A 21,948-nucleotide genomic window follows, 5' to 3' on the forward strand; every position below is an offset into this window, starting at 1 on the left:
AACACTGATGTGTTTGGGAATCCCCGGCGAGATCGTCGAGATCGTCGATGCCGACGACTGCCTGGCCAAGGTCGATGTGAGCGGCGTGAAACGCACCATCTCGATCCGGCTGCTGGCCGACGAGGGCATCGAGGTCGGTGACTGGGTGCTCGTGCACGTAGGTTTCGCCATGAGCAAGATCGACGAAGCCGAGGCCCAGATGACGCTCGACCAGATCAAGAAGCTCGGCCAGACCTACGACGAAGAACTGATTGCATTCATGGAAACGGAGATTGTCTAGTGAAGTTCGTCGACGAGTTCCGCGACCCCGCTGCGGCGAAGGGTCTGCTCAAGGTCATCACCAAGCTCGCCGAAGAATCGGGCCGCACCTTCAAGTTCATGGAGGTCTGCGGCGGTCACACGCACACGATCTACCGGCACGGCATCGAGCACCTGTTGCCCGATTCCATCGAGCTCATCCACGGCCCTGGATGCCCGGTGTGCGTCATACCGATGGGCCGCGTCGACGACGCGGGATGGCTCGCTCGGCAGCCCGGCGTCATCTTCACGACCTTCGGCGACATGATGCGGGTTCCCGGAACGCAGGGGAGCCTGCTGCAGGCCAAGGCCGATGGCGCCGACGTGCGGTTCGTCTATTCGCCGCTCGATGCACTGAAGATTGCGGTCGACAACCCCGACCGACAGGTCGTCTTCTTCTCCGTGGGCTTCGAGACCACGGCGCCATCGACCGCCGTGACGCTCGTCAGAGCGAAGGCCCTCGGGGTGACGAACTTCTCCATCTTCTGCAACCACGTCACGATCGAGCCTCCGCTTCGTGCCATCCTCGATTCCGATGACCTGGTGCTAGACGGGTTCATCGGCCCGGGCCATGTCTCCACGGTGGTCGGCACCCGCATCTTCGACTTCATTCCGAATGAGTACCACATCCCCATCGTCGTCACCGGGTTCGAACCCCTCGACATTCTGCAGTCCATCGAGATGCTCCTGACCCAGTACGCCGAGGGTCGCTGCGAGGTCGAGAACCAGTATGCGCGGGTCGTTCGCGAAGACGGCAACCCGCAGGCGCTGGCCCTGATGGAGAAGACGTTCACCCTGCGCGACACCTTCGAGTGGCGGGGGCTCGGCTATATTCCCCGCTCGGGGCTCGCCGTGCATCCGGATTTCGCCCAGTTCGACGCCGAGAAGCGCTTCGACCTTCCGGGCGTTCGTGTTCAGGACCCACCCGCGTGCGAGTGCGGCGGGGTGCTCAAGGGTGTCATCAAGCCGTGGGAGTGCAAGGTCTTCGGCACGGCCTGCACGCCCGAGACGCCCATCGGCACCTGCATGGTTTCGCCAGAGGGTGCCTGTGCGGCGTACTACAACTTCGGGCGCATGCACCGCGAGGCTGCGCTGGCCGTGGGCAGCGCCTGACGACCGTGGGCAGCCCACCTGTGCCCGCGAGGCACACCCGCGGTGAGCAGCTGTTCGGCCGGTATGCGTATTCTCCGAACGAACTCGGGTACTGCGGGCCGGCCGGTGCCGCCGGGCTGGCCGCGGTTGCCCGTGGCGAGAACGCTGCAGTGGATGTTCGGGGTGTCGCTTCACGCTTCTCCGGGGCCTGGGCCTACCAGGTCGTCATCGCCGACATGCTCGGTCTCGACCCGCTCGATGCCGAGGTCGTGCGCGGGTACTGGACGGGCACGGCAGCGACCGCAGCGCTCGACAGGCAGGAGTTCTGGGCCCGCCTGCTCGCAGTGATCGGCCCACAGGCCGGCTCGTACTGGAAGCACCTCGACGCGGCACTCGCCGTCGAAGCCGCGCCGAACCACGCCTTTCACGTACTCGGCGTCTACCCCTGGACGAGGCTGTTGACCACCGGCCGCCCTGAGCCGGTTCAGGTCATCGACTCCTGCTGCATCCGGCCGGCAACCGTGGTGGGGTTCGCCGATGAGGGCTTGGTCGAGGTGGAGGCTGCGTCGCTGCGTTTCACCGACGGGGTGCTCTCATTCGACACCGTGTCGACGACGCGGGTCGAGTCCCTGTTCGTTCCGGACCTCGCGGTGGGCGAGCGCGTTGCCCTGCACTGGGGGGCGATCTGCGATCGTCTCACCTCGGAAGAGGCGTCACTGCTCGGAGTGCAGCTCGGCGATCAAGTGCGCCGTGTCAATGCGCGCCTCTCGGCCCGACCGCTGGCCTGACGGTGCGCGTGCGCGTAACGCGGCAGGTGCGACGCCAGTGGTCGTGGGGTTGATAGGCCATCGCCGTGCATCCGATCGCTACTGGATGCCTTCGGCTCCCGCCGCCGAAGCGGGTGTGCCCGGAAGTTCGGTCGCGTGCGGCGCTCGCATGGCGAGCTGGAACACGCCGTAGGCCGCGAGCGCACCCGCGATCACGAAGACGAATCCGGCCCAGATCGGAGCTGTCGCCGCCTCGCCGAGCACGAAGATTCCGATGCTCACGCCGACGATCGGGTCGATCACGGTCAGCCCGGCCACCACGAGGTCGGGCGGTCCGGAGGAATAGGCCGTCTGAACGAAGTACGAGCCGATGAGCGCCGCAGCGATGATGCCGACGATGCAGAAGATGGTGATTCCGTCAGAGGGAGTCAGGTGGAATCCGCGCTGCACGATCGTGTGCACCCGGTCGATGATGACTTTGGCGAGCGTTGCGACGAAGCCGAAGAGGATGCCTGCGCCCACGATGTAGAAGATGTTCGTGAAGCGGTGACGGAACATCAGGAATGCCGCGCCGAGGATGACCAGCACGATCGCGAGGATGACCAGCACGATGATGAGCTGCGCCTCACCGATCGGGAGCGACGAGGTCGTCAACGCTGCGACCGTGACGAACAACGCGATACCTCCCACGCAGAAGATGATGCCCCTGATGGTCTGGCGGCTGAGTTTCGTCTTCGTGGTTCGTGCCGTGACGATGGAGGTGATCACCAGGGCGATCGCACCCAGGGGCTGCACCACGGTCAGGGGAGCGAGAAACAAGCTGATGAGCTGGAACACGATGGCGAGGCCGAGCATGAGAGTGCCGAGCACCCACGACGGTCGCTTGACCAGGGCCAGCAGTTGGCTGACGCTCAGGCCCGTCGATGCGCTCTTACCTGTCGCGGCGTCGACCTTGTTCACTCCTCTGTGCTGGAATTCCGCGCCGAGGGCGAGAAAGACAGCACCGACGAGGGCGATCGGAATGCCGAGAGCCTGCATGGGCGTCAGCGTGATGAGTTCAACTTCCACCTGATCAGGGTACTTGCCTGCCGCCCGAGCCGGCGCACCCGACGGGCGCGTTCGGCGAAGTTCCTGCGTAACGATTGACACGCGCAGCGCTTCGCCGATTGCGCTCGGGTGCACGCACCGCCAAGATGTCAGGTGTGAATTCCCTGCGCTGCCCGAACTGCTCTTCCCCGGTCTTTCTCGAAACCCTCGACTGCCCCACCTGCAGCGCCCCGATCGGGTTCCACGCACCGACCCGTGGGTTCTTCCTGGTCGGCGCAGAGAACAGGGAGATCGACATCGACGGGTCTGTCTGGGTGGCGTGTTCGAATCGATTCTGGCAGTGCAACTGGCTGGCCGACACAAGCCAGCCGAGCGGCGAGTGCCGGGCCTGCCGCCTCACCCGGCGTCAGCCGTCCAACGACGACACCCTGGCGCTCGAACGGCTGGCCGATGCTGCGGTCGACAAGCGACGATTGTTGGTGCAGCTGAACGACCTTGGGCTGCCGATCGTGCCGTTCTATGAGCGAGAGGGTGGCCTCGCCTTCGACCTCGTGTCGAGCCGCAGCGGTGAGCCTGTGACGATCGGCCATGCGAATGGCGTGATCACCATCGATCTCGCCGAATCGCTCGACGACTATCGCGAGACGTTGCGGGTGAAGCTCGGCGAGGTGTATCGAACCGTGCTCGGACACTTCCGGCACGAAGTCGGCCACTACTACCAGAACATCCTTGTCGACACCGAGGAGCGCTGGGCAGAGTGCCGCCGGCTCTTCGGTGACGAGCGCACGAGTTACAGCGACGCCATTGCCCGCCACTATCGTTACGGCGCGCCGCCGACCTGGCGTGAATCGTTCATCTCGGACTACGCGACCATGCACCCATGGGAAGACTTCGCCGAGACCTTTGCCCACTACCTCCACATCACCGGCACCGTCGCCACCGCGGCCGGCTCCGGGCTCATCCTGCATGCCGATCGCGTCGGGTTCACGGGTGTCGGCGACATCGTGGCCCGATTCTCGTACGCCGACCGCACGATCGAGGAGCTGCTCGCCGACTGGCACTGGTTGTCGCTGATGTTCAACCGGGTGAACCGGTCCATGGGTCTTGGTGATTTCTATCCGTTCGACCTGACCGAGCCTGTCATTGAGAAGCTGTCGTTCGTTCACACCCTGGTCACGGATGCCCGTGGATGATCTTCCCAGCCAGAACTGAGGTTCTCTTCAGCTGAGTCGGGTTAGGGTTTTCACTTCGCCTGCGGCAGCCCATCGAGGAGCCGTTGCACCTGCCGAGACCACCATGCGTCTCGAATACACCCGACACCGACTGTCACGTCTGCCTCGCTCGAGTCATGCGCACTGTGCCCTGCCCCCTGCCAGCCGCGCCCCTCGATGGGGGAAGGTCTTCTTCTTCTGCGAAAGCCGACGTGCCGGTACCCGGCTTCCCGTTGTGGAAACCAGGTACAGGTCGGCCGAACCATTGGAATACATGCACTCCCGTCACACCGAATCCGACCAGTCCACTACTGTCGCCAGCCGCAGAGCACTCCGCAGAGGAGTGAGGCGGTTCGCCACGAAACAGATCATCATCGCCTCGGCTCTCGCCGCAACCGGAGTGCTCGTCGGCTCCGGATTTCTTGCGCAGTCCTCGATCGCTTCGAGCGAGAAGGCCGCTTCCTCCCAGCGGACCGAGCACGCGCTCGCCGCGACCGTCGAGAAATCGCGGGTCGTAGCCCAGGCCCAGGACACCCTCGCGCGGGCTGACCAGGTTGTCGCCGCGGCTACCGCAAAGGTCGACACCACCACACTTTCGACGTCGATCGCCTCGCTCACCAACTACAGCGCACTCGATGCGCCCGCCGTCACAGCGCTCACCGTGCAGACCGAATTCCAGGCGCAGCAGGTGAAAGCCGCCGCCGATGAGGCAGACCGAGTCGCAGCGGAGGCCGCCGCCGCTGCCGCCGCGAAAGCCGAAGCAGACGCTCAGGCTGCTGCCGCAGCTGCTGCCGAGGCACTGGCCCAGACAAACACCGTCGATGGGGCGAAAGCCGCCGCGGCCAGTATCGCTTCTTCGCAGTACGGGTGGGGCGACTCGCAGTTCTCCTGCCTGTCGAATCTCTGGCAGAAGGAATCCGGATGGTCGTACCAGGCCTACAACGCCTCAAGTGGTGCCACGGGCATCCCGCAGGCGCTCCCCGGCAGCAAGATGGCCTCGATCGGCAGTGACTGGGAGACCAACGCCACCACACAGATCAAATGGGGGCTGCAGTACATCGCCTCCTCGTACGGGACACCGTGCTCCGCTTGGTCGCATTCACAGTCGGTCAACTGGTACTGATCTGGAACTGGGCGCCATTGTTTCAGGGCGACTCCACACAGGCGTGCGAAGGCATGACCCCACTATTCGGCCTGCCAATATCGGGCAGATCTCCGTGCAGAGGGATCGCGCTGCACGTTTCTGCTCGTAGAATCTCTGAGGCGGGTTGTGCCGACGGTGTCCGTCAGGCTCTCCTGCTGCGGTCTTTACCCGGGAGACTCGCAGTGTGTGCGAAAGGTTTGACAGAAAAATGGCGAGTGGCGTAAACACGAAGTGCCCGATCTGCGGGCGGGCTGTTGCCGTCGGTCTCGTTTCCCAGGCGTTGATCCAGCACGAGACCAAGAATGGCGAACGCTGCCAGGGCTCGGGCCAGGCGCCGGTCACGTCGGGGAGTTCCGCCTCGTCGCGCACAGCATCTCCGGCTATTCGCTCCGGCAGTACGTCGACCGCAGCGCGAACGCCGAGCAGCGGCCGTTCGACCTCGGGAACCGGCACGAGCGCGGCTCCGAAGACGGCACCCGCCGTCAAGCGCGGAGTGAGCGTTCGGCGAGTCGAGGTCGACCAGGATCGCCTGCGGGAGCGCGAAGAGAAGCAGGAACGCCTGCGGCTCGAGCGCGAGGCACGCGCCCGTGCCCGCAACGAGTTCTATGTCGTCGACATCGAGGTCGGGCAGGCTGGAGATACGGTCGATCCGATCATCGAGTCTGAAACCGCGCAGCAGACGGAAACCACGCAGCACGCTGTCGTCGCCGACGAGTCGAAGGACCACGCCGAGTAGAGAGCGTCGTAGAGTGAAAACATGAAACTGGGCATCCATTTTTCGAACTTCACTCTTCCGGGCGGGGCCGAGGCCCTTGCCCCCACCCTCGCAGCGACGGCCAGAGCGGCCGAAGAGGGCGGTGCTTCGCTCTTCACCCTGATGGACCACTGGTTCCAGATGGAGAGCCTCGCCACCTCGTACGACCCCATGCTCGAGGGCTACACCTCCCTCGGATTCGTCGCCGGGCAGACCTCGACCATCAAGCTGGGGCTTCTCGTCACGGGCGTGACATACCGCTACCCGGGGCTGCTGGCCAAGATCGTCACGACGCTCGATGTTCTCAGCGGAGGTCGCGCCGTACTGGGGTTGGGTGCGGCATGGTACGAACGTGAGCACCTCGGGCTCGGCGTGCCATACCCGGCCCTCGGCGAGCGTTTCGGGCGACTGGAGGAGACGATCCAGATCTGCCAGCAGATGTGGAGCGACGACGACGGGGCGTACGACGGCGAGTACTACCACCTCGCTGAAACCATCTGTTCCCCGAAGCCCATTCAGAAGCCTGGTCCCGAGCTTCTGATCGGTGGCAGTGGCGAGAAGAAGACCCTTCGTCTGGTCGCGCAGTACGCTGACGCGTGCAACCTCTTCGACGTTGGTCTCGACGGCCTCCGTCACAAGCTCGAGGTTCTGCGCGGCCACTGCGACGACCTCGGTCGCGACTACGACGCGATCGAGAAGACCGTCATCACCGGCGCCGACCGCTTCGACGACGCAGACGTTTTTCTCGCCGCGATGGAGACATATTCCGCTATCGGAATCAAACTGGTCACGACGAGTCCGAAGGCGCCAGACCCCGCTGGCTGGGTCGCGCGCACCACGGAGGTGCTGGGCACCCGTCTCCGCGAGATCTGAGCGAAGCGAGGCGCCGGCCGGTCACGCCGGCCAATCCTGTCGGCCCAGAGCGCGGGGCGGGGTGACACCACGAGCCACTGCACTCGACCGTCGTGACCGGCGACCACGCGAGCTGCCCGTGAGCTCGAGATGTGGCTAGCCTTGGATTGTTGACGACGAAGCCCGACGAAGGGAATTCCATGCAGAAGATCAGCCCGTTCCTCTGGTTCGACACGCAGGCAGAAGAGGCCGCCGAACTCTACGTGTCGATCTTCGACAACTCGAAGATCCTCAGCGTCTCGCGATACCCGGAAGGTTCGCCCATGCCCGCCGGAACAGCGATGGGAGTCAGCTTTGTGATCGACGGGCTCGAGGTGCAGGCCATGAACGCCGGCCCACAGTTTCCCTTCACCGAGGCGATCTCGCTTTTCGTCAGTGCCGAGACACAGGAGAAGGTCGACTTCTACTGGGACTCCCTGCTCTCGGGCGGCGGTGAACCCAGCAGGTGCGGCTGGCTGAAAGACCGATTCGGGCTCTCCTGGCAGATCGTTCCTCCGTTGCTCTCCCAGTTGCTGGGCGACACCGATCCGGTGAAGGCCGAGAGAACGATGCAGGCCATGATGGGCATGAGCAAGATCGACCTTGCTGCACTGCAGGCGGCACACGATGGGGTCGGACTCTGACGAGCGCAGCATCCGTTCTCGCCGATTCGTTCGACCGCATCCACGGTTCGGTGCACCGCATTCTCGACGGCCTCACGCCCGAGCAGCTCATCGCCCGGGTCGACAGTGAGGCGAACACCATCGCCTGGCTCGTCTGGCACCTCACACGCGTGCAGGATGACCACCTCGCCGACGCCGCAGGCACCCCCCAGCTCTGGGTGACCGACGGGTGGTTCGACCGTTTTGCGCTGCCGTTCGACGTGGAGGCCACTGGCTACGGGCAATCGTCAGACGACGTTGAGCTCGTTGCGGGCCTCACGCCGGAACTGTTGGCCGGATACTTCGACGACGTGCACACTCAAACGATCGCCTTCGTTTCTGCACTGAGTGACGACGACCTCGACCGTATCGTCGACACTCGCTGGACGCCGGCCGTCACCCTCTCGGCGCGACTCGTGAGTGTGATCGGCGACGACACCCAGCACGTCGGCCAGGCCGCCTTCATCAAGGGAGTTCTGAAGCGGCGGGCATAAGACAGGCTGATCTGTCGTTGCATTACTTGTCTCATCGAAAGGAATTCACATGAAGGTATGGTTCATCACTGGTACGTCACGAGGCTTCGGGCGCGAATGGGCCGAAGCGGCCCTCGAGCGTGGAGACAAGGTCGCAGCCACGGCTCGCAACGTCGATTCACTGGCCGATCTGGTCGAGAAGTACGGCGACAACATTCTGCCGATCGCCCTCGACGTGACTGACCACGACGCCGATTTTGCCGCAGTGGCGCTGGCGCACGAGCACTTCGGGCGTCTCGACGTCGTCATCAACAACGCCGGCTACGGGCACTTCGGATTCATCGAGGAGATCACCGAGAAGGAGGCGCGGGCACAGATCGAGACGAACGTGTTCGGGGCCCTGTGGGTGACGCAGGCCGCGCTGCCATTCCTGCGTGCGCAGAAGAGCGGGCACATCATCCAGGTCTCGTCGATCGGCGGCATCTCGGCATTCCCGCTCGTCGGTATCTACCACGCATCGAAGTGGGCGCTCGAGGGGTTCACCCAGTCGCTGGCCCAGGAGGTCGCGCCGTTCGGAATCAAGGTCACCCTGATTGAGCCCGGCGGGTTCTCCACCGACTGGGGCGGATCGTCGTCGGTGACCTCGGAGCCGCTCGCCGACTACGCCGAGCTTCACGAAGCCGTCGCGGCCGCGCGCAAACAGCGCCTCGGCATCGCGGGAGACCCCTCGGCTTCGGCCGCAGCGGTGCTGAAGATCGTCGACGCCGAGGAGCCGCCACTGCGCGTCTTCTTCGGTACGGCGCCGCTTGGCATCGCCAAGGCCGACTACGCCAGCCGCATTGAGACGTGGGAAAAGTGGAACGACGTGTCGGTCGAGGCGCAGGGCTAGTCTCCTCGAGCCAGGGCCCCGGCAGGCTAACGTAGGGAGTGTGCCGGGGCCTTCTGGCCCGGAGAAGAGGTTCGAAATGTTTGAAGCGGAAAACCTGCGCGACTGGGTGGGCTTGGCCGTTGTCGATGCGTCGGGTGACAAGGTCCGTTCGCTCGAAAGCATCTACTTCGACACCACGAGCGACCAGCCTTCGTTCGCCACCGTGCACATCGGCATTCTGGGTGGCCAGAAGCTCGTCTTCGTCCCCTTGGCTGGTGCGCTCGTCTCTCCCAAGAACCTCAAGGTCACCTTCGACAAGAAGTTGATCAAAGACGCACCTTTCATTTCCACCGACGGTGAGTTGGATGCCGCGAGCGAGCCCGCGGTCTACGCTCACTACGGGCTCGCCTATGAGACGGGTGCCGCAGGCGAGCGCCGTCTCGGTCGGCGCTGACTCCGGCAGCCTCGAGGCCGCAGTAAATCTGTGCTGCACGATACCCTCGAGGTATGGCCACCCCTGACTTCGTCATCGCGCTGCGCGAACGCATCGGCACGGACCCACTCTGGCTGACCGGGGTCACGGCCGTTGTCACGCGGGCCGATGGTGACGACGAGCACGCCGAGATCCTCATGGTCAAGAGATCCGACAACGGCGCCTGGACCCCCGTCACCGGCATCATCGACCCGGGTGAACAGCCTGCGGTCGCTGCTGCGCGTGAGGTGCTCGAAGAGGCCAACATAACCGCGGTCGCCGCACGGCTGGCCTGGGTCAATGCCTTGCCGCCCATGACCTATCCGAATGGCGACCAGGCCCAGTATCTCGACCTGACCTTCCTGATGAGGTATGTCTCAGGCGAGCCTCACCCCGCCGACGGCGAGAACTCCGAGGCCCGCTGGTTCCGTGCGGATGCCCTGCCCCCCGTTTCGGCGAACTTCGCCGATCGCATCGCCCACGCCCTCGCCGATGTGACTGCTACAGCATTCGAAACGGTGTAGTAGGCATCGCTTTCGCTTTCTCTCACCGGTTCGCCTTGCGGGCAATCCGGTCGTCGGCCAGCGGGATGCTTTGAGCGAAATGAAACACGTCGCTCGGGTCGTAGGCCGACTTCGTCGCACTGAGGCGCCCGACACCAGCGCCCCAATAGTCACCCATCCAGTCTGCCGCGTCGGCATTGGGAACGTTGGGGTAGGCGCCCTTCACGAAAGGAGCGAGGGCCTCCACGAAGTCAGCGACCCAGCGCAGGCAGCTCGACGTGAGCGGGTCGTCTGCGGCCGGCACCCCTCCGCGAGCGCCCCAGCCCGCACCGGGTTCGGCGTAGAACAGGGCATCGCGGTGGGCGAAGGCGCTACCGCCGATCGGTTCGCTGTGGGCCACGGCGCCGCCGAACGCATGGGTGAAGTAATTGCAGTCGTCGCTCGGCGCGGCCGCCATGAAGCGGGTGATGAGATCGATCGCTTCGGCTTCAAACGGTTGCTTCACGAATTGTGAGGTGAATTTCCAGTTTGCCGGTTCATCGGCCGTTGCGATCTGGAATCCAGCGTACGTTTCGGGCCACGAGGCAATCGTCACCACGACGTCAGGTCGTGCTATTGCGAGCAGCGGATCGAGCATCCGTTCGGCTTCGGCTCGCAGGTCGGTTGCTGCAGACGAACCTGCGGGAAGGAGCACAGCTATAAGCACCACCGAATCGCGACGGATCTCCAGCTGGCTGGTGAGTCTCTCGTCGGCCGCCGGAGCAGTCGCCTGCCATGTCGAAAACACCTCGGGCAAGGCTTCGAGGCTCGGCCAGGTAACAGTGACCGAACAGACTTCGGCAAGTGGATGCACGGCATACCTCAGCGCGGTGACGACGCCGAAGCTGCCATTGCCCGCTCCACGCAGCGCCCACAGCAGCTCGGTGTTGTGGTCGGCGTCAACGGTCAGCACCTCGGCACCGCCGTCAGCTGACGCCACGACGATCTCGACACCGAGTAGGTTGTCGCAGGCCATGCCGAATGCGCGGGTCAGCAGGCCGAAGCCGCCGCCGAGGGTCGCCCCGGCGAGACTCACGGTGCCCTCGGTGCCGGTCGGTGCGGCGAAGCCAGCTGCTCCGAGCGCTGCAACCGCCTGCGCCTGCGTGAGCCCGGCGCCGACCGTCGCAATACAGGATTCTGTGTCGATCGAGAAAGAGGTGAGGCCGCTGACGTCGATCACCAGTCCGTCGTCGAGTGTCGACCAACCCTCGAGGCAATGACCGCCACTGCGAACCCGCAGGGGAATGGCGCTGTGTCGTGCGGTGGCTACAGCGTTGACCACATCGCTCGTGTCATGCACGTAGACGATCGCTGATGGCCGGTGCGAGAACAGCATGTTCCACGATGACCGTACCGAATCGTACTCGTCGTCACCTGGTAACACGATCCGACCGGTGAGTGTGTCGAGCGCGCTCACCTTCACGCCCCCGGAGTGGTGCCAGCGTCGGCAGTCGCAGTGCCTTCGTGCCGGGCATCCATCTCGATGTCTTCAACGGCGGCCCCGCCGTCAGGCTCGGTCTCGAGTACGGCGCGCCTGAAGATCATGAGCCAGGCGAAGTAGACTCCGCCGGCCAGAATGAGCCCGAGAACCACCAGTGCCGGTACGAGCGCGTCCGGAGGAGTCACGAGTACGAAGAGCACGAGAGCCACCCACGCGAGCGCGACGACTGTGACGGGCAACTCGAAGCGGCCGAGGTTGAATCCACCCTGTTTACGTTCGAGCTTGGTGCGCACAGCGAGGTACAGCACCACGATGGCTCCATACATCAACGCAGGCAATAGCGTGCCGCCCACGATCAGTTGGTTCAGAGCGGCACCGGGGAGCGCCACCATGAGCACCACTCCTATGGCCACAATCAACAGGGTCGCGGCGACAGGTGTACGCGTGCGTCGGTTCACTCGTTTCATCAGACCGGATGCGGGAAAGCGACCATCGCGTGCCATCGCGAACGCCTGGCGCGCGCAGGCAGCCATCACGACCATCCCGGCCCCGAAGAACGCGAAAGCGATGCCTCCGATGAGAATCCGCTCCCAGAACGGCCCGAGCTGGCCCCGGATGATTGCGGCAACCGGTGAAGCGTCGGCGGTGACCGCGCCCACATCTTTGATCGAGACCGTGAGCACGATCAGAAAGACCAGACCGGCAACGCTTGCTGCGACGACCGACCCGACGATCGCCCGCGGTACCGTTCGAAATGGGTCCTTTGCCTCCTCGGCGAGGTTCGCCGCCGAGTCGAACCCGACCAGCGTTGTCAGCCCCATCAGGGCGCCGGCCATCAACCCACCGCCGATTGCGAAGTAGTTGGGGTCGGTGATCGAGACTCCGCGTGACGCGAGGTTGCCGACGTCACCGCCACCGGTGAGGGCGATGACGACGAGCAGGGCGACGACCAGCACGGCGATGATGCCGAGTTCGACGGCAACTGCAGCGGAGGTGATCAGGCCGAACAGTCGGGTCGAGGCGATCACCAGTGCAGCTTGAACGACAAGGATGACCAGGGTCACGACACGCGCAGTGCCTTCGTCAGCATTCATGCCGAAGAGTGGCATGACGGCCTGGCTCGCCATTGCGTTGGCCATGGTCACAACGGCGATCGCGAGATACCAGAAGCTGAGCCAGCCGAAGAACCAGCCGATCTTCGGATTCGCCAGCCTCGAGGCCCACTGGTAGGAGGAGCCACTCAGTGCGATGCGGGCGGCGAATTGGGCGACGACCAGCGCGACGAGGGTCTGCCCGATCGCCGCGGCCACCCAGAGCCAGATACCGACTGGTCCAGCCGTCTGTAACATCTCGCCGTACGTGGCGAAAACGCCGACAGCAACAGAGATGAAGGCGAAGGAGATCGCGAAGACCTGAAACCCGCCGAGTGTGCGTTTCAGCTGCGGCTGGTCGGTGGCTGGCGGATCGAATTCGTCGGGTCGGGCGTCGGCGCGGGGCGTGTTGACCGCCATGGTTTTCCCTTCTCTGGGTATTCCCAGTGTCCTGAACTGTCCAGCTGGCAACAAGATCCGCTTGCGGACACGTCCGCTACCGGCAACGATCAGTACAAGCAGACGCGATCGCCTGCGGATGCACCAATTTCGGGGAATTCACGAAGGGGGCACGATGGACGACGAGACTCTCCGCGCGGTGATCTACCGTGGTCGGCCCGCGACGACCGGTGAGGTTGCGGCGCTGGCGCACCTGACAGAGCGCGAGGCAGAAGAGGCCGTCGAGCGTCTGCGCCACAGTGGAGTTCTCGGAGGCACCGACGCCATTCTTGCCTACATGAATCCGTCGGCCTGGGTCGCTGAGACCGTGGCTATGCGGGCTGAATACTTGCGCCGAAGTGCTGAAGCGAGTCTGGCCGAGATCGAGCGAGCCGTGGCGGGGCTTCCTGAGATGCTGCGTCACTGGTCGGTCGGCGAGGCGTCAGCTGAACTCGTGCCCATTCTGGTGCGACACGGGACGAACGCATCGGAAGACCTCTGGTTCGACACTGCTCGCCATGATTCGGGCACACTTCAGGCGATCGTGCCCGATGTGACTCGCTTTCTCTCGGGTGCCGAAGATCGGATCGCGCGGTTTGCGCACGCGCTCAGCGGTAAAGATTCAGTGCGCGTCATCATCGCGACATCAGCGATTGCCGATCCTTCAACGGCTGCGATTGTGCACCGCTACGACAGTGCTGGTGTCGAACTTCGTATGCTCGACGATCTGCCGAGCTGGTTCTGGATCGACGGTGAGCAGCTTGCCTTGCCCTTCGAATGGGGGGAATCGCGCCCGACCAGCGTTCTCGGCGTTCGCAACGGCGTGATCGCCGGCCTTGCAGGCGCATATTTCCAGAAGTTGTGGGAGCGCGCCGAACCTGTTGTGCCTGTCACACACCCGTGGACGCCTTTGCTGAGATTGATGAGGCAGGGAGTAACTCTCGAGACGGCTTCGCGCGCCGTCGGCGTCAACCCGCGCACCGGTCGGAGGCGGGTTTCGGCAGCGATGGAGCACTACGGTGTGTCGACACTGTTCGCTTTGGGTGTGGCTTGGTCAGCCGACTCCGAGCGTGCAGAGAAACTGTAAGCGCACGGTTCCCGTTTCAGGTGGGTGAGACGACGCTCCCTGGCACGCGCGATGGTGATCTGCGTGAACTCTTTGACACGGCGCCGGTCTGCTGGAGATTGAGGCCTCGAGCTTGACAGTGACGGGACACTACGAGTCGTTCGATGACTGATGGCAGTGGTCTTGTCTCCGGAGTTGGAAGAGAAACGCGGGTTGTGGTTGCGGCAGCAGGCTGACGGCACGTTCAAGGTCGGTGGTCTGTTGACGGCGGTGCAGGGTGCGAAGTGGCAGGCCATCGCCCAAACCATCCTCAGCCCCCGACTCCCCACATTCACCAGTGACGACACCGACGACGGCAGCGACGATGAGGTGAGCCCGGTGTTGGCTGATGGGCGTGCGCGTGAGCAGTTGTTGGCTGATGGGTTCACGGCGTATATCGATCGGCATCATCCCGCCGCCCGAGATCGACTGGACACAAACACCCAGGACCTCCACACAACGAAGAACCAGACAGTAGCCGCCTACGCGGCAACGGAGGGCCGAGGGATCTGAAAAGTTCAGGCGCGGCGATTGTGTTTGGGGTATCAGGTGATCCCACTCAATATGGGAATACCCTGAAGAATGATGGAATAGTTTGGGATCGTTTGGAATAGTTCGATCCAGGTGCTCGTTGATTCGTATGTCAATGCGTAAGCATAGAAATGAGGGCATCATGCAGTTTGGAATCTTCAGCGTCAGCGATGTGACCACTGACCCCACCAACCTCACCACCCCGACCGAGCACGAGCGCATCAAAGCGATCATTGCCATTGCCAAGAAGGCCGAAGAAGTCGGGCTGGACGTTTTTGCGCTGGGGGAGCACCACAACCCACCGTTTGTGTCGTCGTCGCCGACCACGATGTTGGCCTACATCGCGGCCCAGACCGAGAAGATCATCCTGAGCACGTCGACGACGCTGATCACGACAAACGATCCTGTGCGCATTGCTGAGGACTACGCGATGTTGCAGCACGTGTCTGACGGTCGCATGGACGTCATGATGGGCCGCGGCAATACTGGCCCGGTCTACCCGTGGTTCGGGCAGGACATTCGCCAGGGCATCCCGCTGGCGATCGAGAACTACGCGCTGCTGCACCGGTTGTGGCGCGAAGAGTATGTCGACTGGGAGGGGAAGTTCCGCACTCCGCTGCACGGTTTCCAGTCGACGCCGCGCCCGCTCGACGGGGTGCCTCCGTTTGTGTGGCATGGGAGCATCCGTTCGCCTGAAATCGCTGAGCAGGCGGCTTATTACGGCGACGGGTTCTTCGCAAACAACATCTTCTGGCCGAAAGAGCACTACATGCAGCTCATCGGTTACTACCGCCAGCGCTTCGAACACTACGGGCACGGTTCCGCCGACCAGGCGATCGTCGGGCTGGGCGGGCAGGCGTACATGGCCAAGAATTCGCAAGATGCGGTGAACGAATTCCGCCCGTACTTCAACGAGGCTCCGGTGTACGGCCATGGGCCATCACTGGAGGACTTCACCGAGCAGACGCCACTGACGGTGGGGAGCCCGCAGCAGGTCATCGACCGTTACGCGTCTATGCGTGAACACTTCGGCGACTACCAGCGCCAGCTCTTCCTGATGGACCACGCGGGTTTGCCGTTGAAGACGGTGCTCGAGCAGCTCGACCTGCTGGGCGAAGAGGTGGTTCCCGTGCTTCGCAAGGAATTCGCCGTGAACCGGCCGGCGACGGTGCCCGACGGGCCCACGCATGCCTCGCTGGTTGCTGCGGCGCTTGCGCGTGAAGGTTCGGAGGGGTTGTCTGCCAGTGCCCCGAGCGAACGGGAATCCGAACGGGTCTGAGCGAACGGGTTTGTGCGAATGGGCCTGCGCGAACGGGTCTGCGAGCGGCTCGGCAGCCGGGCCAGCTCGCCCTGCTGCCAGACCCGATTGCTCAGCCTCCTTGCTGAGTCACTCACTGCTGTGCCAGTTAGCTCGTTGCGGTGCAGAAGCTCAGACGAAGGGTGTCGCTGTCTCCATGAGGCGCGATCGGATGAGGAACCGAACACCTTCGGGAGCCTCGACCGAGAAGCCACTCCCGCGGCCTTTGACCACGTCGACCGTCAGGTGTGTGTGGCTCCAGTAGGCGAACTGTTCGGATGACATCCAGAAGTTGATCGGTTGGTGTTCTGTCGGGGTGGAGTCGGCACCCGCCGCGGCTGAAGGGCTGATGTCGAAGGTGCCCAGCAGTATGTCGTTGTCGGAGGTGAGGAAGTCGCCCTCCGGGTAACACATGGGGGAGCTTCCGTCGCAGCAACCCCCAGACTGGTGGAACATGAGGGGGCCGTACTGGGTCCAGAGCTTGCGGAGGAGCTCGACGGCGGTCGCGCTGAGGGAGACCCGCGACAGGGTTTCCCCGGGAATCGTGACGGTGGCTTCGAGCGGCGCTTCGAGCGGCGCTTCGGTCGTGTCGAGCATGGTGACCTTCTCTCTTCTCAGAACGTTACGCCTGTCGTGGGCTTCTCGGGGGCCTTCCTTGGCGGGCGGCGGGTTTCGGTACTCGGGAATACCGAAACCCGCCCTTCCGTCACGAGTGATGGTTTAGAAGAAGCCCAGCGCGTTCTCGGAGTACGACACCAGCAGGTTCTTGGTCTGCTGGTAGTGGTCGAGGGCGAGCTTGTTGTTCTCGCGCCCGATGCCCGAGCTCTTGTAGCCGCCGAAAGCTGCGCCAGCGGGGTAGGCGTGGTAGTTGTTGATCCACACGCGACCGGCCTGGATGTCGCGGCCAGCACGATAGGCGACGTTTCCGTTGCGTGACCAGACGCCGGCGCCGAGGCCGTAGAGGGTGTCGTTGGCAATCGAGATGGCGTCGTCGTAGTCGTCGAACGAAGTCACTGCGACAACCGGGCCGAAGATCTCCTCCTGGAACAGGCGCATCTTGTTGTGGCCCTCGAAGATCGTCGGCTGCACGTAGTAGCCCTCTGAGAGGTCTCCGCCGAGGTCGGCACGCTCGCCGCCGAGGCGGAGCTTCGCACCCTCCTGCTTGCCGATGTCGATGTAGCTCAGGATCTTCTCGAGCTGGTCGTTCGATGCCTGGGCGCCGACCTGGGTGTCGGTGTCGAGGGGGTTGCCCTGAATCGCCTTGGCCGTGCGAGCGCTGACGGTGTCGAGGAACGAGTCGTAGATCGGCTTCTGGATGAGCGCGCGGCTCGGGCAGGTGCAGACTTCGCCCTGGTTGAATGCGAAGAGAGTGAAGCCCTCCTGCGCCTTGTCGTAGAACGCGTCGTTCTCGTCCGCGACATCTTTGAAGAAGATGTTCGGGGACTTGCCACCGAGCTCGAGGGTGACGGGGATGAGGTTGGCGCTCGCGTACTGCGAGATGAGGCGACCGGTGCTGGTCTCACCGGTGAACGCGATCTTGCGGATGCGCGGGCTCGAAGCCAGCGGCTTGCCTGCCTCGACACCGAAACCGTTGACGATGTTGATGACGCCGGGCGGCAGAATGTCGCCGATGAGTTCGATCAGCACGAGGATCGAGACCGGGGTCTGCTCGGCCGGCTTCAGCACGACCGTGTTGCCCGCGGCGATCGCCGGAGCGAGCTTCCACACTGCCATCAGAATCGGGAAGTTCCACGGGATGATCTGCCCGACGACACCGAGCGGTTCGTGGAACTGGTAGGCGACGGTGTCGCTATCGATCTCAGCGTGGTCACCGTCTTGAGCGCGGATGGCTGACGCAAAGTAACGGAAGTGGTCCGACGCAAGCGGGAGGTCGGCGTTCAACGGTTCACGGATCGGCTTGCCGTTGTCCCACGTCTCGGCAACCGCCAGAAGTTCGAGGTTGGCGTCGATCACGTCGGCGATCTTGTTGAGTACGGCGGCTCGCGCGGCAGGCGATGACTTGCCCCAGGCCGGTGCAGCTTTGTGGGCAGCGTCGAGCGCCGCATCGATGTCTTCATGCGTACCGCGGGCAACCTCGGCGAATGGCTTGCCATTGACGGGGGAGATGTCTTCGAAGTACTGGCCCTGAACAGGCTTCACCCATTCGCCTCCGATCCAGTGCTCGTAGCGGGGCTTGAAAGTGATTTTGGACCCGGGGGTACCGGGCACTGCGTAGACGGTCATGTCTGCATCCTTCTGACGTCATTGTCGTGTATGTGCTGTCGTGTACGTACTTCACAGTCGAGGTTCAGACTGTGTCGCTCACACTACGGCCGTGCACGTTGCAGAAAGGTTGCGAGGGGTTGCGGGCAAGCAGGGCGGCGGAATTGCGGGGTGGTGGGCGCGCACCCCACAACTCAGCGTCTGAGTTCAGCGTCGATTCGTTCGATGCGTGAGACGACGGATGCCCGTTTCGGCGATTGCGCCGGCAGACGCTGCAGACAGGCGATCCACACCTCGCGGTCGTAGGCGCACTCATCAGTGTGGGCGTAGGCCAGCAACACATCCGCTGAGGCATCGGTCATCAGCGATTCGCGCACATTTGCACTGATCTCGGCCCGGATCTCCACAACTCCGGGCGCAGTCGAACCCATCACCACGGGGCCGACGTACGCGGCCAGGGCAACGCGGTGCGCTCCACGTTCGAGAAACGCCAGCACGCGATGAGCATCGAGTTCAAGCGGAGTGGCGAGTCGATAGGGGCGTGATTCGATGACGACGGAAGGGTCGACCTCAGCCAACACGGCACGCAATCGTACGATCTCTGCCCTCAGGGTGGCGACCGAATTGTCGGCTGTGTAGAGCTTCTGTGCCAGTTGCTCGGCCGAGAGCCCGCGGCGGTGCCACGCCAGCAGCGTCAGGATCTCGGTGTGGCGGGCGCTGAGTTCGACTGTGTTTGCAGCTGCGCCGACCGTGAGGCGGCCAACCTCGCGGCCGAGCACACTGAGTTGCCGGGCATCCGTTGCTCGCGGCTTCTTCGTGCTGCTCGATGAGCGGGCCCTGGTCTCGACGTTGCCGGGTGCGCCGCTGATTGCGCTGTTCACCGTGTTGATGCTGGTGGCTGTGTTCATGCTCACGGCGGTATTGATGGCAGCCGTATTGATGGCAGCGGTCGGGTTGATAGCAGCGATCGTGTTGGCAACGGCCGTTTTGGCCGCGGCCGTGTTGGCAACGACGTGCCCTCCCGCACCTGGCCAGCCAGCAGTGTCTCCTGGCCTCGGAGGCAGTCGCAGCTGCGTGGTGAGGCCGAGTCTGGGGTGGGCCCGGGCCAGTTGGTGGATGCGCAGTTCGGATTCCGCTGCGGCTACAGCGGCCTCGAGCAGGGGCATTGTCGCCGGAGAGACGGCATTGTCGCCGCCGGTGATGTCGATGACACCGAGAATGTCGCCGGTAGCGGGGTCGTGCACGGGAACGGCGGTGCAGCTCCAGGGGTGCACGATGCGGTTGAAGTGCTCCGCGCCACCGATCTGGATGCCATGGTCGAGTGCCAGGGCAGTGCCCGGGGCGCTTGTCCCGACACTGGCCTCAGACCAGTCGGCACCCTCGACGAAGTACATGCCCTCTGCACGGCGGCGCAGTTCGCGGTCACCGTCGATCCAGAGCAGTCTGCCGGCCTGGTCCCCGATTGCGACGATGAGACCGCTCTCGAAGGTGTGGGCGATCAGCAGGCGGTGGATGATCGGCAGCACCAGCGACAAGGGATGCTCCCTGCGGTACTCGCGCAGGGTCTCATCGTCGAGGTCGAATCGCGGAAGAAGCGTGTCGGGGTCGAGTTTTCGCGCCAGCGAGCGCATCCACGACTCCTCGACCAGGCGGCGCACGCCAGCCGCGTCTGCATAGTCGGTGCCCACAGAGTGGTCGAGAGCGCTGCTGGCGCCGGTTCGGGTGCCCGAGGTGTCTACAACGCTTCTGGCGGTGTTGTCCAAGCCGGTGTCCAGACTCGTTCCAGCGCCGATCAGCGCATCGTGGGCCTGCGCCTGGGATCGCGCACGTTCGCGTGGGCCATCATGACGGCCGCCTGGCGGGGCGACAATCCAGGGACTGGCCACGGTTCTCCGATCTTCGTTGATCTGGTGAGCGTTGATCTGGTGAGCGTTGAGCTGCTGAGTGTTGAGCTGCTGAATGTTGATCTGCTGAGTGTTGAGCTGGCTTGTGTTGAGCTGACACGTTTTGTGCTGACGCGTGTCGAGCTGACAAATTCTGTGGTGCGCATTTTGTGCTGAGCGTTGTGTGCTTGCGATTCTTGTGAGCTTTTATCCGGTCTGCTGCGACCTCTGGCGAGTCTACCGCCCCTGACCCCGCGCTGGCCGGGCGCGCTCGACGTCTTCGACCCGGGCTTCGGGCATAGCGGCAGCCGCGAATATCGTTGCTCCAGCACACACAGCGATGGCAACGAAGGCACTTCCAGATGCGAGCGCGATGACCGCCGGATCGTGTTGGGAGCCTGCTCCGGAGCCCGCCCCAACACTGTGCGCCGCATAGATGCCATTCGCGATCGCTCCGAAGATCGCGACTCCGACTGCGCTGCCGATGGAGCGGGCGAACAGGTTGGTGCCGGTGACGACACCACGCTCGTTCCAGGGCACGCTCGATTGCGCGGCGATGAGTGCCGGGGTAGCCGTGAGCCCAAGACCCAGGCCCACGACGAAACAGCTCGCGGCGGTCAGCCAGAGGTTGGGCGTGGTAGCGGTGAAGCACAGCGCGAGTGTGCCGATGACCGCGATGCTGGTACCGATGAGAACAGTGCGGCGAAATCCGAGCCGCAGGTAGAGACGCCCCGATTGTGATGCAGAGATCGGCCAGCCCACCGTGAGTGCTGCAACAGCCAGCCCGGAAACGATGGGTGTGACGCCGATCGACCCCTCGAGGAACGTAGGCACGAATGAGGTGAGCCCGACGAGGATGGCGCCGACGCCGAGCGACACGAGGGTCGTCGTCAACAGGAGTCGCCTCGAGAAGACCCAGAGGGGCAGGATCGGTTCGGCGGCCCGACGCTCGGCGAGCACGAACATGACCAGAAGCAGCGCCCCGAGAACGAATGCGCCGATGCTGATCGCAGAATCCCACGCCCACGCCTGTCCGCCTTCCAGCACCGCCAGAATGAGGGCGCTGAGGCCCAGGGTGAGCAACACGGCACCCGCGTAGTCGATCGTGTGCTTCTGCGGGGCGATCTTCTCATGGAGGTTCTTCACGAGCATCCACCCCGCAAGAAAGCAGAGCGGAATGTTGACGAAGAAGATCCAGCGCCACGAGACGAACTCCGAGAAGACTCCACCGAGGGTCGGGCCGACTACAGAGGAGACGGCCCAGACGCTCGCGATGTAGCCCTGCACTTTGGCCCGTTCGGCCACGCTGTAGATGTCGCCGGCGATAGTGACGGCCATCGGTTGCACGGCGCCTGCGCCGAGGCCCTGCACCACGCGGAAGGCGATGAGAGCGGGCATGCTCCACGCGAACCCGCAGAGAATGGAGCCGACCAGGAAGAGACCGATACCGACGAGGATGATCGGCTTGCGCCCGAGCGTGTCACTCAGTTTCGCGTAGACGGGCACCGACACCGCTTGCGCGAGCAGGTATATCGAGAACAGCCACGGAAACTGGGAGAAGCCGCCGATGTCGCTGACGATCGAGGGAACGGAGGTTGCCAGGATCGTCGAGTCGATGGCGACGAGGCCTGTCGTGAGCATGAGGGCGATGAGTACGGGGCCGCGCTCGGAGCGGAAGCCGACGTCAGCGCGGGTCGCCGCGCCGGTCACGCTGCGAGG

23 protein-coding genes are annotated in these 21,948 nt (G+C 63.9%); 16 read left to right on the top strand and 7 right to left on the bottom strand.

The window, feature by feature from the left end; translation table 11 throughout:
• Positions 1-7: 7 nt before the first annotated feature.
• The 3 genes from KPL76_RS10185 to KPL76_RS10195 are packed head-to-tail and all read left to right on the top strand — an operon-like array spanning position 8 to position 2,177.
• Positions 8-280 (top strand): HypC/HybG/HupF family hydrogenase formation chaperone, encoded by a 273-nt coding sequence (locus tag KPL76_RS10185; RefSeq protein WP_216333022.1) that lies wholly within the window; start codon positions 8-10, stop codon positions 278-280.
• Positions 280-1,410, top strand: coding sequence for a hydrogenase formation protein HypD (hypD, locus tag KPL76_RS10190; protein WP_216333024.1), 1,131 nt, complete (start codon positions 280-282; stop codon positions 1,408-1,410). The genes KPL76_RS10185 and hypD overlap by 1 nt, the downstream gene beginning before the upstream one ends.
• Before the next feature lie 5 nt (positions 1,411-1,415).
• Positions 1,416-2,177, top strand: coding sequence for a DUF6390 family protein (locus KPL76_RS10195; protein WP_216333026.1), 762 nt, complete (start codon positions 1,416-1,418; stop codon positions 2,175-2,177).
• 78 nt (positions 2,178-2,255) lie between these two features.
• On the opposite strand, the gene KPL76_RS10200 is transcribed toward KPL76_RS10195, so the two are convergent.
• On the bottom strand, positions 2,256-3,224 hold the full coding sequence (locus KPL76_RS10200) for a multidrug DMT transporter permease (protein WP_253201997.1): 969 nt from the start codon (positions 3,222-3,224) through the stop codon (positions 2,256-2,258).
• 134 nt (positions 3,225-3,358) lie between these two features.
• On the opposite strand from KPL76_RS10200, the gene KPL76_RS10205 reads away from it, so the two are divergent.
• The 9 genes from KPL76_RS10205 to KPL76_RS10245 all read left to right on the top strand — a co-directional run bounded on the left by KPL76_RS10205 (position 3,359) and on the right by KPL76_RS10245 (position 10,202).
• Positions 3,359-4,396 carry a putative zinc-binding metallopeptidase gene (locus tag KPL76_RS10205; protein WP_253201998.1) on the top strand — a complete coding sequence of 346 codons (1,038 nt, stop codon included), beginning with the start codon at positions 3,359-3,361 and terminating at the stop codon, positions 4,394-4,396.
• Positions 4,397-4,688: 292 nt separating this feature from the next.
• On the top strand, positions 4,689-5,537 hold the full coding sequence (locus KPL76_RS10210) for a hypothetical protein (RefSeq protein WP_216333029.1): 849 nt from the start codon (positions 4,689-4,691) through the stop codon (positions 5,535-5,537).
• 229 nt (positions 5,538-5,766) lie between these two features.
• Positions 5,767-6,294, top strand: a complete 528-nt coding sequence (locus KPL76_RS10215) for a hydophilic protein (RefSeq protein ID WP_216333031.1) — start codon at positions 5,767-5,769, stop codon at positions 6,292-6,294.
• Positions 6,295-6,315: 21 nt separating this feature from the next.
• Positions 6,316-7,185 carry an LLM class F420-dependent oxidoreductase gene (locus KPL76_RS10220; protein WP_216333033.1) on the top strand — a complete coding sequence of 290 codons (870 nt, stop codon included), beginning with the start codon at positions 6,316-6,318 and terminating at the stop codon, positions 7,183-7,185.
• A gap of 149 nt (positions 7,186-7,334) precedes the next feature.
• Positions 7,335-7,847 (top strand): VOC family protein, encoded by a 513-nt coding sequence (locus KPL76_RS10225; RefSeq protein WP_371733892.1) that lies wholly within the window; start codon positions 7,335-7,337, stop codon positions 7,845-7,847.
• Entirely contained in the window at positions 7,844-8,359 is a 516-nt protein-coding gene (locus KPL76_RS10230; protein WP_216336352.1) for a DUF664 domain-containing protein, read from the top strand. The genes KPL76_RS10225 and KPL76_RS10230 overlap by 4 nt, the downstream gene beginning before the upstream one ends.
• Positions 8,360-8,408: 49 nt before the next feature.
• Complete coding sequence (locus tag KPL76_RS10235) at positions 8,409-9,227, top strand: SDR family oxidoreductase (protein ID WP_216333035.1); 819 nt, start codon at positions 8,409-8,411, stop codon at positions 9,225-9,227.
• A gap of 76 nt (positions 9,228-9,303) precedes the next feature.
• On the top strand, positions 9,304-9,660 hold the full coding sequence (locus KPL76_RS10240) for a PRC-barrel domain-containing protein (RefSeq protein WP_216333043.1): 357 nt from the start codon (positions 9,304-9,306) through the stop codon (positions 9,658-9,660).
• A gap of 53 nt (positions 9,661-9,713) precedes the next feature.
• Positions 9,714-10,202: an NUDIX domain-containing protein gene (locus tag KPL76_RS10245; protein WP_216333045.1), complete on the top strand. Its 489-nt coding sequence runs from the start codon at positions 9,714-9,716 to the stop codon at positions 10,200-10,202.
• 22 nt (positions 10,203-10,224) lie between these two features.
• Here the strand turns inward: KPL76_RS10245 and KPL76_RS10250 are convergent, their stop codons facing one another.
• Positions 10,225-11,637, bottom strand: a complete 1,413-nt coding sequence (locus KPL76_RS10250; RefSeq protein ID WP_216333047.1) for an FAD-binding oxidoreductase — start codon at positions 11,635-11,637, stop codon at positions 10,225-10,227.
• A gap of 2 nt (positions 11,638-11,639) precedes the next feature.
• Complete coding sequence (locus tag KPL76_RS10255) at positions 11,640-13,172, bottom strand: APC family permease (RefSeq protein WP_216333048.1); 1,533 nt, start codon at positions 13,170-13,172, stop codon at positions 11,640-11,642.
• Between the two features lie 154 nt (positions 13,173-13,326).
• On the opposite strand from KPL76_RS10255, the gene KPL76_RS10260 reads away from it, so the two are divergent.
• The 3 genes from KPL76_RS10260 to KPL76_RS10270 all read left to right on the top strand — a co-directional run bounded on the left by KPL76_RS10260 (position 13,327) and on the right by KPL76_RS10270 (position 16,105).
• Positions 13,327-14,277 (top strand): hypothetical protein, encoded by a 951-nt coding sequence (locus KPL76_RS10260; protein ID WP_216333051.1) that lies wholly within the window; start codon positions 13,327-13,329, stop codon positions 14,275-14,277.
• A gap of 150 nt (positions 14,278-14,427) precedes the next feature.
• Positions 14,428-14,808, top strand: a complete 381-nt coding sequence (locus tag KPL76_RS10265) for a hypothetical protein (RefSeq protein ID WP_216333054.1) — start codon at positions 14,428-14,430, stop codon at positions 14,806-14,808.
• A 160-nt stretch (positions 14,809-14,968) separates the two neighbouring features.
• Entirely contained in the window at positions 14,969-16,105 is a 1,137-nt protein-coding gene (locus KPL76_RS10270; RefSeq protein ID WP_216333056.1) for an LLM class flavin-dependent oxidoreductase, read from the top strand.
• 150 nt (positions 16,106-16,255) lie between these two features.
• Here the strand turns inward: KPL76_RS10270 and KPL76_RS10275 are convergent, their stop codons facing one another.
• The 3 genes from KPL76_RS10275 to KPL76_RS10285 form a co-directional block, all read right to left on the bottom strand.
• A complete protein-coding gene (locus tag KPL76_RS10275) occupies positions 16,256-16,720 on the bottom strand; it encodes a DUF779 domain-containing protein (protein WP_216333058.1) in 465 nt (154 codons plus the stop codon).
• A gap of 123 nt (positions 16,721-16,843) precedes the next feature.
• The gene (locus KPL76_RS10280; RefSeq protein ID WP_216333060.1) at positions 16,844-18,367 is read right to left on the bottom strand and encodes an aldehyde dehydrogenase family protein; all 1,524 of its coding nucleotides are present in this window, start codon (positions 18,365-18,367) and stop codon (positions 16,844-16,846) included.
• 173 nt (positions 18,368-18,540) lie between these two features.
• Entirely contained in the window at positions 18,541-20,034 is a 1,494-nt protein-coding gene (locus KPL76_RS10285) for a helix-turn-helix domain-containing protein (protein WP_216333062.1), read from the bottom strand.
• 3 nt (positions 20,035-20,037) lie between these two features.
• Between KPL76_RS10285 and KPL76_RS10290 the strand changes: the two genes are divergently transcribed.
• Positions 20,038-20,406, top strand: coding sequence for a hypothetical protein (locus KPL76_RS10290; protein WP_216333064.1), 369 nt, complete (start codon positions 20,038-20,040; stop codon positions 20,404-20,406).
• A gap of 60 nt (positions 20,407-20,466) precedes the next feature.
• On the opposite strand, the gene KPL76_RS10295 is transcribed toward KPL76_RS10290, so the two are convergent.
• Positions 20,467-21,870, bottom strand: a complete 1,404-nt coding sequence (locus tag KPL76_RS10295) for an MDR family MFS transporter (protein WP_216336355.1) — start codon at positions 21,868-21,870, stop codon at positions 20,467-20,469.
• Positions 21,871-21,948: the final 78 nt, after the last annotated feature.

This window comes from Subtercola sp. PAMC28395 (assembly GCF_018889995.1).
In the GTDB taxonomy this organism is placed as follows: Bacteria; Actinomycetota; Actinomycetes; order Actinomycetales; family Microbacteriaceae; genus Subtercola.